The sequence below is a fragment of the Pseudomonas donghuensis genome (genome assembly GCF_000696345.2).
Taxonomy (GTDB): Bacteria; Pseudomonadota; Gammaproteobacteria; order Pseudomonadales; family Pseudomonadaceae; genus Aquipseudomonas; species Aquipseudomonas donghuensis.
Window position 1 is genome coordinate 3,069,188 of record NZ_CP071706.1, and the last position, 14,962, is coordinate 3,084,149.

General features: G+C 63.2%; 9 protein-coding genes. 3 read left to right on the forward strand and 6 right to left on the reverse strand.

Annotated elements, in window-relative coordinates:
• Window positions 1-5: 5 nt before the first annotated feature.
• Complete coding sequence (locus tag BV82_RS14435) at window positions 6-1,859, forward strand: ABC transporter ATP-binding protein (RefSeq protein WP_010220082.1); 1,854 nt, start codon at window positions 6-8, stop codon at window positions 1,857-1,859.
• 87 nt (window positions 1,860-1,946) lie between these two features.
• Here the strand turns inward: BV82_RS14435 and BV82_RS14440 are convergent, their stop codons facing one another.
• The 3 genes from BV82_RS14440 to BV82_RS14450 form a co-directional block, all read right to left on the reverse strand.
• Complete coding sequence (locus tag BV82_RS14440; RefSeq protein WP_010220083.1) at window positions 1,947-3,413, reverse strand: glycosyl hydrolase family 18 protein; 1,467 nt, start codon at window positions 3,411-3,413, stop codon at window positions 1,947-1,949.
• Between the two features lie 286 nt (window positions 3,414-3,699).
• Window positions 3,700-4,560 (reverse strand): CAP domain-containing protein, encoded by an 861-nt coding sequence (locus BV82_RS14445; RefSeq protein ID WP_036997209.1) that lies wholly within the window; start codon window positions 4,558-4,560, stop codon window positions 3,700-3,702.
• Window positions 4,561-4,747: 187 nt separating this feature from the next.
• Window positions 4,748-5,359 (reverse strand): dTMP kinase, encoded by a 612-nt coding sequence (locus BV82_RS14450; RefSeq protein WP_036997208.1) that lies wholly within the window; start codon window positions 5,357-5,359, stop codon window positions 4,748-4,750.
• Window positions 5,360-5,597: 238 nt separating this feature from the next.
• Between BV82_RS14450 and BV82_RS14455 the strand changes: the two genes are divergently transcribed.
• Window positions 5,598-6,629, forward strand: a complete 1,032-nt coding sequence (locus BV82_RS14455) for a hypothetical protein (protein WP_036997207.1) — start codon at window positions 5,598-5,600, stop codon at window positions 6,627-6,629.
• Here the strand turns inward: BV82_RS14455 and BV82_RS14460 are convergent.
• From BV82_RS14460 to eprS, 3 genes are all read right to left on the reverse strand, one after another.
• Window positions 6,556-7,722 carry a M50 family metallopeptidase gene (locus tag BV82_RS14460; protein ID WP_145959310.1) on the reverse strand — a complete coding sequence of 389 codons (1,167 nt, stop codon included), beginning with the start codon at window positions 7,720-7,722 and terminating at the stop codon, window positions 6,556-6,558. The two genes, BV82_RS14455 and BV82_RS14460, sit on opposite strands and share 74 nt — an antisense overlap.
• Window positions 7,723-7,915: 193 nt before the next feature.
• The gene (locus tag BV82_RS14465; protein WP_103143311.1) at window positions 7,916-10,915 is read right to left on the reverse strand and encodes an autotransporter domain-containing protein; all 3,000 of its coding nucleotides are present in this window, start codon (window positions 10,913-10,915) and stop codon (window positions 7,916-7,918) included.
• 191 nt (window positions 10,916-11,106) lie between these two features.
• Complete coding sequence (gene eprS / locus BV82_RS14470) at window positions 11,107-14,106, reverse strand: autotransporter serine peptidase EprS (protein ID WP_036997205.1); 3,000 nt, start codon at window positions 14,104-14,106, stop codon at window positions 11,107-11,109.
• A 375-nt stretch (window positions 14,107-14,481) separates the two neighbouring features.
• Between eprS and BV82_RS14475 the strand changes: the two genes are divergently transcribed.
• Window positions 14,482-14,943, forward strand: a complete 462-nt coding sequence (locus BV82_RS14475) for a GNAT family N-acetyltransferase (protein WP_010220090.1) — start codon at window positions 14,482-14,484, stop codon at window positions 14,941-14,943.
• Window positions 14,944-14,962 lie beyond the last annotated feature (19 nt).

The window sequence follows — 14,962 nt, forward strand, 5'->3', positions numbered from 1 at the left end:
CCGCCATGCTTCAGATTTTTGAACGACGCCTCGACCCTTTCCCGCCCGACGAAGTACCACCCCCGCCGGTGGGCCTGTTGCGCTTTATGTGGGCCTGCACGCGCGGCGCGCGTGGCTATGTGCTTGCGCTCGCGCTGCTCAGTGCCAGTGTGTCGATTTACGAAGCCTGGTTGTTCTCCTTTCTTGGCCAGGTCGTCGACCTGCTCTCGTCCTGGCAGGCAGGCGGCGCTGCCGACGGCCAGGAACGTCGCGTGCTCTGGGGTATCGCTATCGTGCTGTTTAGCAGCATCGGGCTGGTGGCGCTGCGCACCCTGGTGCAGCACCAGATACTGGCGATCAATCTACCGCTGCGATTGCGCTGGGACTTCCATCGCCTGATGTTGCGGCAAAGCCTTTCGTTCTTTTCCGATGAGTTCTCCGGCCGGGTGACCACCAAGGTGATGCAGACGGCACTCGCCGTGCGCGAAGTGCTGTTCACGGTGATCGAGATCGCCCCCGGGATCGGGGTGTATTTCATCGCCATCATCGCCCTGGCCGGTGGCTTCGCCCTGAAGCTGATGCTGCCTTTCATTGCCTGGGTCGCGTTGTTCGGGCTGGCCATGCTGTACTTCGTGCCGCGCCTGGGGCAAGTCGGGCAGGAACAGGCCCATGCGCGGTCATCGATGACCGGTCGCATCTCGGACGCCTACACCAACATCACCACGGTGAAACTGTTCTCCCACTCCAAACGTGAGGCGCACTTCGCGCGTGCGGCGATGGAGGATTTCAAGCAAACCGGCTTTCGCCAGATGCGCCTGGTCAGCCAGTTCGAGATCGTCAACCAGATGCTGGTGGTAGCACTGATTGTGGGCGCAGGCGGCTATGCCCTGTGGTTGTGGCACCAGGGTGAAGTCGGTACCGGGGCGGTGGCGGCGATTACCGCCATGGCCCTGCGCATCAATGGCATGTCGCACTGGATCATGTGGCAAATGACTTCACTGTTCGAGAACATCGGCACCGTTCAGGATGGCATGGCCACCCTCACCCGTGGCCCCAAGGTGCAGGATGCGCCGAACGCGGGTGTGCTGCAGACACGCGGCGGCGCGGTGAGCTTCGACAATGTAAGCTTCAACTACAACGGTGAGCGCCAGGTGCTCGATGGCCTGAGCCTGAAGATACGCGCAGGTGAAAAGGTCGGCCTGGTGGGTCGCTCCGGCGCCGGCAAGTCCACGCTGATCAACCTGCTACTGCGCTTTTACGACGTGGACAAGGGGGTGATCCGCATCGATGGACAAAACATCGCCGAGGTAACGCAAGACAGCCTGCGCAGCGCCATCGGCATGGTCACTCAGGATACCTCCCTGCTGCATCGCTCCATTGGCGACAACATCGCCTATGGCCGTCCCGATGCAACCGATGTGCAAATTCGCACTGCCGCGATCCATGCCCAGGCCGATGGCTTTATCAACCAGCTGAGCGACAAGCAGGGCCATCGCGGCTACGACACCCTGGTGGGTGAGCGCGGCATCAAGCTCTCGGGCGGCCAGCGCCAACGCATTGCCATTGCCCGGGTGATGCTCAAGAACGCCCCGATCCTGCTGCTCGACGAGGCCACCAGCGCGCTGGATTCCGAGGTGGAAGTCGCTATCCAGGACAGTCTCGGCGAAATGATGGAGGGCAAGACCGTCATCGCCATCGCCCACCGGCTGTCCACCATCGCGGCTATGGACCGACTCATCGTCATGGATGAGGGGCGCATCATCGAGCAAGGTACGCACGCCGAATTGCTCGGCAGGAACGGCACCTATGCTCGCCTGTGGCAGCACCAGAGTGGTGGGTTTCTGGGCGAGGATCAGGGACTGGCCCAAGCCGTGGAGTAGTCATGGCGCGGCCATGACTGGCTAGCTTTGACCGCTTATCCGCAAGCAATGAAAGCCCGGCATTGAAGCCGGGCTTTGCATAGCGCTCTAAGCGCGCCGTTTGATTGCGACCTTCGACCACAGGGTAAAGGCGACTGGTGGTGTCCAGCCTGAGTTTGATACGTGCTCTTGCAGGCACACGTAATGATTGCCTTCGTAAGTCACGCCATCCTCCTTGCGATACCGATGGTTCAACTGCCACTCGGGGAACTCTGGATCAGGGATGTCTCCAGCAGTTCGAACGCTCAGGCTCTTGCTCGGCAGCGACTCATTTCCCTGAGAGTCTGTTGCCGTGACAAAGTAGCTGTACTGAGTGTTCGGCGTTAGGCCTGAGTCCTTCAGCGTTAAAGCTGCCGCATGGCCTATCGCAGCCCCATTTCGGTATAGCGTGTATGTCTCGATCGGACGAGGGCCGCTTGAAGCCCCCCAACTCAAGGTCAGACTGATCTCGGTTACGTCCCTGGCGGACAGGTTCGCCGGCGCCGTTGGCCGGTCACCAGGCGCCGACCCGCCGTGAATCAACGGGGAGTAACGATCGTAGAACTCCCAGTTGTAGGGAACATTGTGCTTGGTAACGCCGTCGTCCCAGTTGATAGACCACGTCATCAGCCCTTTGATGGAATGGCCGGCAGCGTCGAGACGCTTGAATGCATTTACAACTGCAGCAGGATCGATCACATAGCCAGTGGCCGCAGCGTCATTATTGGCCGGTAAGCCAATGACAAATTTATCTGCGGGGATGGCGATGTAGTCCCGAATGCCAGTCACCAGGCTTTCGGTCAGGTAGTAGAGGAAATCCTCTTTCATCTCATCATTGTTCTGTGCAATCCAGGCACCTTGACCACCGTTGGCCTCCTGCACCCAGATCCCATCGCCACCTTGGTTGTAGTACTGAGGCGCGATGAAGTCGTAGTACCCCTCAAGGGCCTGAATGTAACCAACGTACTTGCCGCCAACTCTGAGATAGGGAAACTCAGGTGCCATGCTGATGATGAAATGTTTCCCTTCGCCCTTGTAGTGATCCTTCACCAGTTTCAAGGCCGCCGGCAGCACCGTCTTGTTGTCAGCAAAATCAATGGCGCTTTGCTCCAGGTCGATATCCAACCCATCAAAACCGTAGACTTCAACCAAGCGAATGATCTCATTCGCCAGTGGCTGCTCATCCCCCTTGTGCAACTCAATATGAGCGTCGGCGCCGCCCAATGAGATCAACACCGCCCGTCCCTGGCTGTTCAGCACGCCTACCTGACGGCGAAACTCTTCATCGGAGAGGTTGTAAGGTCTGAAGGTAGGAATACCTTGGCCTTTCATGAACGCTACAGCAACAACGTTGTAGTCCTTGGGTACATCCACCAAATTCAGATTGGCAAACTGCCCACCTTGATAACCATCACTATGGCCGGCTGGCCAGTTATGCCAGAAACCCATGAGGATTTTTTTATTGGCAATACTAGGCATCAATGATGCTGAGTCATTTACGTTGGACTTCAGTAATGAAAAATCAATCGTAGACATTGTTCTATTCCTTCAGAACTGTATGAGGGCCGTACATGGCCCGCGCTGACTCAAAGTTCACATCAAACGCCTGATGGAGTGCAGTGCCGGTATCAGCAACACGCCAAAGCAAGGCATTGATCTGCTCCCTAGAGGAGAACTTTCAGGCTAGCGCAAGGTTTTGGATTGTCCACCATGAAAAGACGATTACAAAAGCAGAAGAACACACGCTAATGCAACGCTCCCACCACCCGCCACTTCACCCTCCCCGCCGAAAATAAACGGACCCGCCGGGGCTCGCGCCCCCTCAAGGCGCGCCGAACAGCATCGTCCAATACACGCCCTCGTCGCTACGCGAGTTCGCGGCGTAGGCCGCGCCCACCTGGGTAAACATCGGGTTCATCAGATTGGCGCAATGCCCGGGGCTGGCCAGCCAACCTGCCATCGCCTTGCTCGGTGAGCCCTGCCCTGCGGCGATATTCTCGCCGATCTGACGGCCACGGTAGCCCGCATCCCACGCCCGATCTGCCGGCAAATCACCGTTGGGGGCACGATGCGCGAAGTAATTGCCGTTGGCCATCGCCCGGCTGTGTCTCTGCGCCGCCGTCCCCAAAGCGCTATTCCAGGTCAACGGACGTGCCGCGGCGAAGCGCTGGCGACCACACAGGCGCGGCTTCGCCCGTGCTGCGTTGACCTGTGCCAGCAACGCTGTGCTCGCAGATCGCCCATCGCCGAGCTGAGCATCGAGCAAGGGGCGCGCCAGCACCACCCGCCACTCGTTCCGGGCGCGACTGACGCCGATATCGGCAAATTGGCTATCGAGCAGGGCCGCGCAGTAGTCGCTCTGGAGCATGTCAAAGGCCTCCTCGGCATCTTGCGCGCCGACCAGGCGGATGGTTCGCACCGTCACTGCCTGATAGCCGGCAGCCTTCAACCTTTCCCGCAAACCGCCGCTATAGCCGATCGGCAACGCCAGGTTCGACTTCAACGCCAGCGGCGTCGAGACCCGAACCACGCGCCTCTCGCAGCGCTGGGGCTGGGCGCGGTAATCGTTGATGGCCTCCACCAATTGCCTTTCTCCGCTGGCATGGGCGGGGCTGGCGAGCAAGGGGAACAAAGGCATGAGGCAGAGCGAGACAAAGCGGGGGCAGCGGACGGCTTGGCGCATGGGGCGAACAGCTCTGGTGGGATGACGGCGGTAATGCCGAAAAAAGGGCTCGGCTAAGACTGCGATCCTCAACACAAGGTTCACGCGCAAAGGGTACAAATTTATTGTTGGAGCAATGCCTCCATTCCAGGCTGACGCCTTCTAGTCGGACCGGTACAAAAAGCGGCCATAGGCCCTGTCCGTTTCCCTAGCGAAGGACGCTATAAATCTCAGAAACCACCTGCATCGTTGCGTCTTCGACCGTTCCTTCATTACGGCACAAAACCCAGCCGTGATCTGCAACCGCTTGCTCGAACGCCTTGGTGCAAGCGACATGTTCTTCCAGCTTATGCATCACAGTGCTGCTCAGCCCACGGGTTCGTGCCGCTGCCCTCGCCCATGAAACCTCAGGGGTGGTGACAACCCCGACATGCAGGTCTGGCACTCGCACGTTGCGATCCATGTTCAACTGTAGAATCTCTGCAAACGGGACCATCCGGCGAAACGCGGCATCGGACGGGTACCAGCGATCGATCAGGATGATGCTGTCCGCTGGCTGTTTGGTCAGCACGTGCTGGGAAATCCAGGTACGGCTATCAGCAAAGCGCTCACACACCCCCAACTCCAGATCCCGGCTGGGATTTCTGGCGAGCGTGTTAACCAGGGCCATTGTTTCACCCCGATAAGGGTCGCTTTTTTTCTCGCAGAGTCGGATCACCTTTTTGTTGTCTGCCCGCAGTACTTTCGTCACGGCCTCCAACAGTGTGGTTTTGCCGGTGCCCTTGGGCCCATCGAGAGAAACAAACAGCGGACGATTCATTCTTCAAACAACGCTTGATATACAGTTTTTTGCCCAGTTCGCTCGCTGCACGCGCTTGGCGCGACTACGCGAATCGAATGGAGGGCCGTGATGAACAGACAGTGATGAACACTCTACTGGTTTCTGGCTGACAGGTCTCAAAATCTCGGGCTACAGCCGCTTATGAGCATCGCCTCGCCCAAATGAGGCGACAGCAATTATGATGCTTACCCGTCAGACAACTGGAAGTCCGATCCTCATGCTCAAGCCCTTGGCCGTACTGACCCTCGCTTGTGCTTCTGGCTACGCCAATGCCGCGCCCACCGACCTCACCGGCGTCTGGAAAGGCACCCTCGGCAAGGCCCCGATCACCGCCTGTTTTAACGCCGCCCCCGACAGCAACGGCAGCTACTACTACCAACGCTTCCTCACGCCGATCCAGCTAACCCGGGAAAAGCCCGGCGAACCCTGGGCCGAAGACGGCAAGACCGGGTTCTGGCAACTGGACGCCCTCCAGGGCGAGACGCTGACCGGAACCTGGACCAAGGCCGCAGGCGGCACGCCGTTGCCCTTGGCGCTGACGCGGTCGAGTGCCGAAGGTTGTGGTGGCGACGCCTATAACGCGCCAATGGAGGCGGCACCGTTGCCCGTCAAGGTAGAGAAAAATACCTTTGGCGAGCACGCTTATCAGGTCAGGACCCAAGGCGCCCAGGTCACCTTGAAGCTGGAGGGAGATGGCCCAGCCATCCACACGATCAATCGACACCTGGCACGCCTAGCCGTCAGCCCCGAGGGCCAGCAAGCGTTCTTCAGCGAGCGACGCGAATACCTGGGCCGCGGCGGCTCCGCCGAAACCAGCGAGATCAGCGTTACCCCCACGTACTGGTCGTCTCAGTGGATCACCGTCAAGTTCTACCGCTGGACCGCAGGCTATGGTCGCGGCGGCATCAGTTGGGGCCTGCACACCTGGAACCTGCAGACCGGTGAAAGCGTCGATCCCTGGACCTGGATCGGTACGCGCTTTGAGTGGTACAGCCCGTTCTCCGGGCATGTCAACCTGCCGAAAAAATTCGCCACCTGGCTCCAGACCCAGGCCACAGCGGACAGCGACTGCCCCGGCGTGGCGAGCTACGCCTCCTACGACCTGAGCTTCGACACCCAGGGCATGCGCCTGGCCAACCAGGCCACCGGCGATGGCTGTGACGTAGATGTGACCTTCAGTTGGAAGCAGGTGGAGCCGCTGCTCTCGGCACAGGGTCGGGCAGCGCTGCCAAGCTTGCAGGTGCCGTGAGCAACGCCTGGATGTAACCGGCCAGCCGTTCTTCACGCGGGCCCTGGGACCGATCCTGACTGTTACCGGCCAGGCGCACGGCCTGCTCAACAGGGTGCGCCAGGTGGTTGGCATCGCCGGCAAGAGCAGCGCGCAGTGCCAGGCAGCGCGGCCGGAAGCTTGGGGCGTACCAGTCGGTTTCTTCGTTGAACAAATGGTCATGCAGCTCGCGGGCATCGCGCTCAAGCATGGCTCGGGAGAAGGCCAGCTCCGCCCGCAGAATCGCCAGCAGCACCATGCACTGCTTGAGCACCAGGGATGGCGACGCCAACATGGCCTCCAGCTCCTTCCCAAGCGCTACGGCGCCCGCCCAATCCGCCTGATTCTGCCGGGCATACAAGCGATAGCCCAGCGCACTCAACGGCGCCGGCATCGGCTGGGTACTCAGGTGATCAAGATCGGCGCCGGGCAGGTCTTCGGCTTGCATACCCGCAGCCCCCAAGGCCATCAGGCGCACACCGGCCAGTGCCTGCCCCTGTTCATCAGGCTTGTAGAGCCAGGCCAGAAATACCGCCCCATCACTGACCCGGCCCGGCGCGACCGTGGGCAGCAGATTGGCAAGGCCGGTGGTCAGATTGCACACCCCGAGCGCCAGTACCAGCGCCGCAAACTCGCCGCCCAGCAGCGGATACAGCACCAGGCACAGGCCCGCGAACAACAGGTTGAGCAACGGCCCCATCAGCGTGAAAACCAGCATGGGCCGACGCAATGGCTGGTGCGGGGCATGCGCTGCCATGACATAGCCGGCCAGTGGCTGGCCTTTGCCAAGGCGCGACCAGCGAGCCTTCCAGCCACGCTGCAGCGGCTGAATCTCCAAGGCCAGCACCCGCGCCGCCAGCACCGTCATGCCAACCCATTTGGCGCCCAGATAGTGCCCGCCTTCGTGCACGCAGAGGCTGACCACGCCCAGGATGCAGGCCATGAACATGGCTGAAAACGGCTGCAAACCGACCTTGATGCTCTCGCCAAGGATGAGCGCCGACAGTAAAAAACCCGCAATGCCGATGGCCAGTTGCAGCAGTACCAACAGCCGATGTATTCCTCTGAGCAGCATTATCCAGTCCTTGATAAACGGGCCGCGCATTGAAGCACCGGTTCTGGACCGACATCAATGTTCATTCGCAGCCTGCAACGATGCGGCGTTGACGCCCATTCAAGCACAACCTGAACGAGGTAGCTTGCGCCCGCGAACCCGTTGCCAGGTCCGCGGGGCGGGTACAACACCTTGCATATCTGTTGCCGGGGCCTCAGAACGCCCAGTCCAGGGTCAGGCCGACCCCGTGGCTCTTGTCGCGACTACCCAGCAGTCCGTTGTAGTCCAGGTTGACCCGGGCCTGGCGACCCAGGGCGATCCCCGCCCGTGCACCGACCACCGCCGCATCACGATCCAGGGACAGCGCCTGGACCGTGTAGGTATCGCCCTGGCCAGCGAAGGCCAGGTGCTGGTCGGCCCCGGTGGAACTCAGGTTGTGCTGCCAGCCCAGGGTGGCGGAAAGCTCCACCGCCTGGCCGCCGGACAATTGCAGTTGCTTGCCGGCGCGCATGCCCAGGGTCGAGAGCCAGGCATCCCGGTTATCCTGCCCACCCTTGAGCGCAGCAGCGCCGCCATGTTCCTTGAAACTGTCGCTGGCTATATGCACATAGGCCAGGTTGGCGAACGGCTCCAGCGCCATGCTCGGCAGTGCGACCTTCCAGGCGGCCTCGCCGAACACCTGAGTGCTCTGGGCATCGCGCTTGCTCTTCTGGCGATCGCTGACCTCGTTGTACTGCAGCTCGCGCTTGGTCTCGATCCGGTGCCAGCTGTGGCTGCCGCCCAGGCTCAGGCGCATCTGCTCCAGTTCCTTGCCTGCATAGGCACCCAGATGGTAGCTATCGACGCTGGCCGAGGAATGACGACCATCGCCCATGCTCAGCGAACTGTCGCTGTAGCCGGTGAAGACCCCGACGCGAGTGTCCTCGCTCATCTGCCCGTCGATCCCCAGCAACATGCCGCCAATGGAACTGCTATAGCGCGCCCGAGCGGAATCACCCTCGGCCTTGCCCCAGGCCCCCAGGGCCTTGACCCACAGGCCGTTGCCCTGGCCTTCCACGGCCGGCGCGGCGGCGACGCCCTGCTGGCGGGTACGCTCGCCCACGGCGTCGCGCAACTGGCGGCTGTCGTTGAGCAGCAGGTTGCCCACCGCCGGGTGAATTTCCCCGGACAGTTGATCGAAAGCCTGCTGGGCGCTGCCGGCATTGGCCGACAACAGCAGGCTCTCGTAGACCGGGTTGCCCGCGCCGAGCTGATCGGCGGCCGCGGCCACCGAACGCTGGTTGGCGGTCAAGCCGACACTGGCGAAAGAAGTGGCGTTACGCTGCACTGCCAGCTGCACCCCGCTGCCGGTATAGGCCAGGCCACCACCGAGGAACAGTGAGTTGGACTGCACACTGGCGAAACCGCCCTGCACGCCGCCCGCGGCATCCAGGATGTCGTACTGACGCCCCACCAGGCTCGTAGCCCGCTGGGACTGCAGCGAAACCCCGGGGTTCTGCAGATCCAGGCCCAGGTTCGCACCGTCCAGGAAAGCCTTGCCATCGCTGACCAGGCGGTCGCTGCCAGCGGCATCCACCTCCACGGCATAGGTCGAGCCCGGCTGGAAGGTCACATCGGAACTCACGTGCAAGGTGCCGATGGAGTTGCCTGGCGCCACCACGCCGCCGGCGTTGGCCACCAGCGCGCCGATCCGGCCATTGCCGCCCAGCACGCCGCCGGCATTGACCGTCACCGCCGATTGCAGCGAACCATTGACCGCCAGCCGTCCCTGGTTGATCAGGGTCGGGCCGGAGTAAATGCTGTTACCGGTAAGCACCAGGGTACCGATGCCCTGCTTGGTCAGGCCGCCATGGCCAGCGATATCGTTGCTCCACAGGTCCAGCCCGCAGCCCAGGTCGTTGCAGCGCCGCTGGGTCGGCTTGCCGGCATCCACCAGGGCGCCGATACCCGGCAGATCGACCACGAACTGGCTCGGGCCGTAGCCACCGGCGATGCGGAACGCCTCGGGAATGTCCTGTTCGGTGACCAACATGCCCGGGCCCCGCAGACCCTTGTCCAGGTCGATCATGCCCCAGCCGTACAAGGCATCGATGCCGGGTGCGCCCATGTCGGTGGCGGTGGTGCGCAGCACGCTGGCGATCTGTGCGCCGCTCATGTAGGGGAAGCGCTCCATCAGCACCGCCGCCGCACCGGCGGCATGGGGCGCGGCCATGGACGTACCGTTCTTGTTGGCATAGCCCTGGGTCAGGTCTTCCAGGCTGGTGCCGCCAATCACCGCGCTGTAGATCCGGGTGCCGGGGGCCGATACGCAGAAGCTTGCGGTATAGCCGCAACGGGAAGAGAACGTGCTGATCAGGTACGGGTTGGCGCTGCTGGTGTCGGGGTTCTGCTGCAACGCCGCCACGGTCAGCCAGTTGGGGGCGATCTCCGGGACGAAATAGGCCAGCCCGGCAATCGCATCGGGGTTGTTCAGGTTGTAGTCGTTGCCGGCGGCGAAGATCGTCATGACCCCGCTGCGGGCGGCGGCGATGGCCCCGTCATAGGCGCCACCGGGCAAGGTGCCCAGCAGTGGCTGGATCTGCGCGAACTGCGCCCGGGCATCGTCCACGGTGAAATGCGGGAACTCCGGATTGCGCCCACCCTTGGCGAAGCGATCGGTGATGCCGATGCCCCAGCTGTTGTTGATGATCCGCGCGCCGCTGGCCACCAGGCTGTCCCAGCCGGCCTTGTACACCGCGCCATCGTTGCCCAGGACGATGCCATCCTCGGGGCCGGGGTCGCCGTTGTCGGCGCTGATGATCTGCGCATCGAAGGCCACGCCGTGCATCGACACGCCGTCACGGTTGCCGGCGGCGATCCCGCCGACGTGGGTGCCATGGGAACCGAGCTTGCCATCCGAGCCCACCGACGGGCTGCCGTCATAGCGAAAAACATCGCCGACCTTCACCGGGATGTAGGGGTCGGTGTACTGGCGGATACCGGTGGTGACCAGGGTCACCATCTTGTCCTTGCCGGCAAACTCGGGGTGCTGGGCGTATACCGGCTGGTCGAAGATCCCCAGCTTCACCCCCTTGCCGCTGTAGCCGGCGGCATAGGCGCTGTCGGCGTGGATCGCCCCAAGCCCCCAATCGGCCTTGAATTCGCTGCTGCGCCAGCTGCTGGCGTCGCCGAGGCGCCCACTCTCCACGTAGGGTGCGGCCTGGGCCGTGCCCATCAGCGCCGCCCAGCCCACCAATGCGCGACCCAGTGGGGCCAGGGGCCAGCCCTGCCCGAGCACGCTGTCATCCTTTCTGACTTGCTTCACTACGACCTTCCTTAGTTGCATTGATGAAAAACCGCGTTGGTCAAACTCCGTATTGCAACGCCTGGCCGGCGAGCCCTTGGCACCACCAGCGCCACGACGCTTCAGAAACGCCATTGCAGGTTGAGTCCCGCGCCATGCTGTTGCTCACGACTGGCCAGGCGCCCCTGGTAGTCCAGGCTCAGGTCCAGGTCGCGGGTCAGCCCCACCCGTGCCTGGAGCCCCACCAGCGCGGCATCGCGCAATGCCGGCGCAGTCTCCACCCGGAACGGCAGGTCGCTACCGGCAAAGGCCAGGTGCTCGCGATCCTGGGTCCCGCTCAGGCGGTGCTGCCAGCCCAGGCTTGCCGCCAGTTGCAGGTCCTGCTGCGGGCCCAGTTGCCATTGCTGGCGCCCACGCAGGCCCAGGGTGCTGAGCCAGGCATCACGCTGCTCGTCGCGAGCCTGCAGCGCCGCAGCGTCGCCCTTCTCATGGAAGGCATCGCGGTCCAGGTGCTGGTAGGTCAGGTTGGCGAAGGGCTCCAACTGTACCGCCGGCAAAGCCAGGCGATAGGCCGCCTCGGCGAACAGCTGCTGGCTGCGGGCATCGACCCGTGCGCGCTGGCGGCCGGACACCTCGCCATAGGCCAAGTCGCGCCGGACCTCGGCACGGTGCCAGCTGTAGCTGCCGCCCAGGCTCAAGCGCAGCTGGTCCAGGTCGTGGCGGGCATAAGCGCCCAGGTGGTAGCTGTCGACCGTGGCCCGGGAGTGGCTGCCACCCATGCCCAGGGAGCTGTCGCTGTAGCCTGCGGCCAGGCCGGCGCGGGTCTGCTCGTCAAGGTCATGGTCCAGGCCCAGCAGCATCCCGCCCAGGGAACTGGTATAGAACTCGCTGCCCTGCACGCCCTCGATGCGTCCCCAACTGCCCAGGCCCTTGAGCCAGAGCTGGGTAGAGCCTGGCTCGCTCGCAGTCGTTCCAGGCGCGTTGGCATTCAGTGCAGGACCTTGCACACGCTCGCCCAGGGCATCGCGCAAGACCGAGCCCTGGCTGAGCAGCATCGAGTCCAGCGCCGGGTAGATCTCCCCGGACAGCTGCCGCAGGCCGTCCCGGGCCTGGTCCACCGAGGTCGAGAGCAGCAGGCTTTCATACACGCGATTGCCCGGTCCCAGCCGCTCCACGGCGCCGCCGCTGGAGCGCTGGTTGGCCGTGGCACCGACACTGGCGAACGTCGTGCCGCTGCGCGTCACGTCCAGCTGCACGCCGTTGGCCGAATAATCGAGTACGGTCCCCAGAAACAGGTAGCCGGGCTGGACCTGGGCGAAGCGCCCGTTGACGCCACCCGCTGCCTGCAGGATGTCGAACTGGCGCCCCACCAGGCTGGATACCGGGCCACCGGCCAACAGGTTCGGCTGAGCCTGGGGCACCAGGCTGAGATTGGCGCCACCGACACTGGCCTGGCCGCCCACGACGAGCCGGTCGCTGGCCGTGGGCGACAGCTCCACCCGATAGGTCGAGCCCGGCTGCAAGTCCAGGTTGCCGGCGACATTCAAGGTACCGATGGAGTTACCCGGGGCCACCACGCCCCCGGCGCTGGCGGTCAGGGCACCGATCCGGCCGTTGCCGCCCAGGGTACCGCCTGCGTTGACCGTCACCGCCGATTGCAGGTTGCCGTTGACCGCCAGCAACCCGTCATCGACCCGGGTCGGGCCGCGGTAGCTGCTGTCACCCGTGAGCACCAGCCAGCCGGCCCCGGACTTGACCAGGCTGCCCTGGTAGACCCGCTGCGCGGCAGCCGCGTCCCGGGCCATGCCCAGGGCATAGTCGCTGCGATCCTGCTGGCTGGCTCCCGGTGCCAGGCCATTCTCCCAGCCGCGATCCTTGAGGGTCTGCTGCCAGGCTTGGCGTTCCGCGGCGTCCTCGGCCTGACGCTGCACCAGGGCCTGGTCGGAGATGCCGTTGCTCCAGATATCGCCCTGCCCGCGCCCCAGGTTGACGTCGAACTCACCCAGTAGCTGCCCGGGGCCGTGCAACGCCCGGCTCAGGTCCGGGACGCCCCAGCCCACCCGGTCGCTGGGCCCTTGGGTCGGCGAGCCATCGAGCTGGCGCGAGGTGGTCAACAGCACTTGCAGGGCCTGCTGGTTGTTCAGGTAGGGATAACGCTCCATGACCAGGGCCAAGGCCCCGGTGGCATGGGGCGCGGCCATCGAGGTGCCGTTGTAGGTGGCGTAGCCGCCACCGGGCACGGTACTGGTGATCGCCGCACCCGGGGTCGCCAGGCACCAGTACTTGGCGATGCCGCACTGGTTGTATTTCTGCTGGTTGTTCTTGTCCAGGCCCGACACCGCCAGCCAGTGGCCTTCCAGCTCCGGCTGGAAGTACGGCAGCGCCGAGCGCACGCTGGCATTGGCATACCCGCTGTTGCCGGCGCTGAACACGTTGATCACGCCACGTCTCGCCACGTCGCCGGCGGCGTCGAGCCAGGTGTCCTGCTGGAAATGCTGGGCGTAGGCCGCGCGCAAGTCGCCCAGGGTCTGGTAGCTGACCCCCTTGGGCTGGCTGCCCCAACTGTTGTTGATGGCCCGTACCCCGGCATCCATCAGGGCACCGTAGACCGCCTTGAAATACCGCGGATCGGGGCCGGTGCCGAACTGGAAACTGTCGTTGTGGTTGGTGTTGCCCACGTAAACCTGGGCATTGAAGGCCACGCCCTGCATGCCAACGCCATCACGGGCCGCGCCCATGGTGCCGGTGACATGGGTGCCATGGCTGTCGTTGGCGCCATTGAGCACCCCGGACACACTGAACGGGGTGCCGTCCAGGTACTGGCCGGTGGCGGTAACCGAGTGAAAACGTCCGGGGCTGGCCTCGGGATGGGCGGCATCGAACCCGGAGTCCAGGGCGCCGATGCTGACCCCGGCGCCGGTGATCCCGGCGGCATAGGCCTGGCTCGTCTGCATGCGCTCCAGGCCCCAGTCCTGCTGGTATTCGGCCGACCGCCAGCTGGCGGGGTCGCCCGGGCGGCCGGTCTCCTGATAGGCCGCCGCAGCCGACAGCGGCAGTCCGGTGGCGAACGCCAGGCACAGGGTGCCCGTCAGCGTCTTGAGCTGATCACATCTCACATCCATGTCGATGACTTCTCTTGTTTTTGTTGTCGGGTCGCCCGTCCTGGGTCAACCGGTGTGTCGCTGCATTGCTCGGCCGCAAGCCTGCGGCTGCAAATATTGCTCCCACGTCAAATATTTGTGCAACACCTACCGTGCACGAGCGTTCAACCTAGAGCTGAAACAGCATACAAACGCTCGCGGTGGCGATTCGAACAGGAAGCGCAGCGCAAAGAGTACATTTGTACTCCATGCAAACAACTGGATAGCGCTCTCCCCCTTCACTCACCCCGGCTGACCTTAACGGATCAACAGAGTGCTAACGAATGCGGATGTAAGAAGGTATGGGCTGGCATTTTTTACACTCACACCGCACTATCCGTTTTTTTGGAGTTTCATATGCATATCATCGAATGCAGCCTCAAGGACGTGGAACAGGCCGCCGTTCTGTTCAACCAATACCGGGTCTTTTATGAGCTGCCGGACGATCTGGAGAAATCCCGCGATTTCCTCCAATCAAACCTGCACAACAACCTCTCGCGAATATTCCTCGCCCTCGACAACGAGCAAAACCCCGTAGCCTTCGCTCAGATTTACCCAGCCATGTGCTCCCTGGCAATGAAGCGCTTCTACTGGCTCTACGACCTCTTCGTCGCCCCGCACGCGAGAAAAGCCGGCTACGCCCGCCATCTCATGAACCACCTGACCACCCTCCTCGGCGCCGAAGGCGCGGACCGCATCAGCCTGGACACCGCTACCTCGAACAAGGCCGCGCAAGCCCTGTACGAGTCACTGGGCTATCAACGGGAAGGCGAATTCGTGACTTACCACCAATACCTCGCAAACACCGCCCCCCATTGACGCTGTCGAGCCGTGACAG

Bases quoted from the DNA above. Each gene is read 5' to 3' on its own strand.
- BV82_RS14435 (WP_010220082.1), top strand. From the start codon at position 6: ATGCTTCAGATTTTTGAACGACGCCTCGACCCTTTCCCGCCCGACGAA.
- BV82_RS14440 (WP_010220083.1), bottom strand. From the start codon at position 3,413: ATGTCTACGATTGATTTTTCATTACTGAAGTCCAACGTAAATGACTCA.
- BV82_RS14445 (WP_036997209.1), bottom strand. From the start codon at position 4,560: ATGCGCCAAGCCGTCCGCTGCCCCCGCTTTGTCTCGCTCTGCCTCATG.
- BV82_RS14450 (WP_036997208.1), bottom strand. From the start codon at position 5,359: ATGAATCGTCCGCTGTTTGTTTCTCTCGATGGGCCCAAGGGCACCGGC.
- BV82_RS14455 (WP_036997207.1), top strand. From the start codon at position 5,598: ATGCTCAAGCCCTTGGCCGTACTGACCCTCGCTTGTGCTTCTGGCTAC.
- BV82_RS14460 (WP_145959310.1), bottom strand. From the start codon at position 7,722: ATGCTGCTCAGAGGAATACATCGGCTGTTGGTACTGCTGCAACTGGCC.
- BV82_RS14465 (WP_103143311.1), bottom strand. From the start codon at position 10,915: ATGGGCACGGCCCAGGCCGCACCCTACGTGGAGAGTGGGCGCCTCGGC.
- eprS (WP_036997205.1), bottom strand. From the start codon at position 14,106: ATGGATGTGAGATGTGATCAGCTCAAGACGCTGACGGGCACCCTGTGC.
- BV82_RS14475 (WP_010220090.1), top strand. From the start codon at position 14,482: ATGCATATCATCGAATGCAGCCTCAAGGACGTGGAACAGGCCGCCGTT.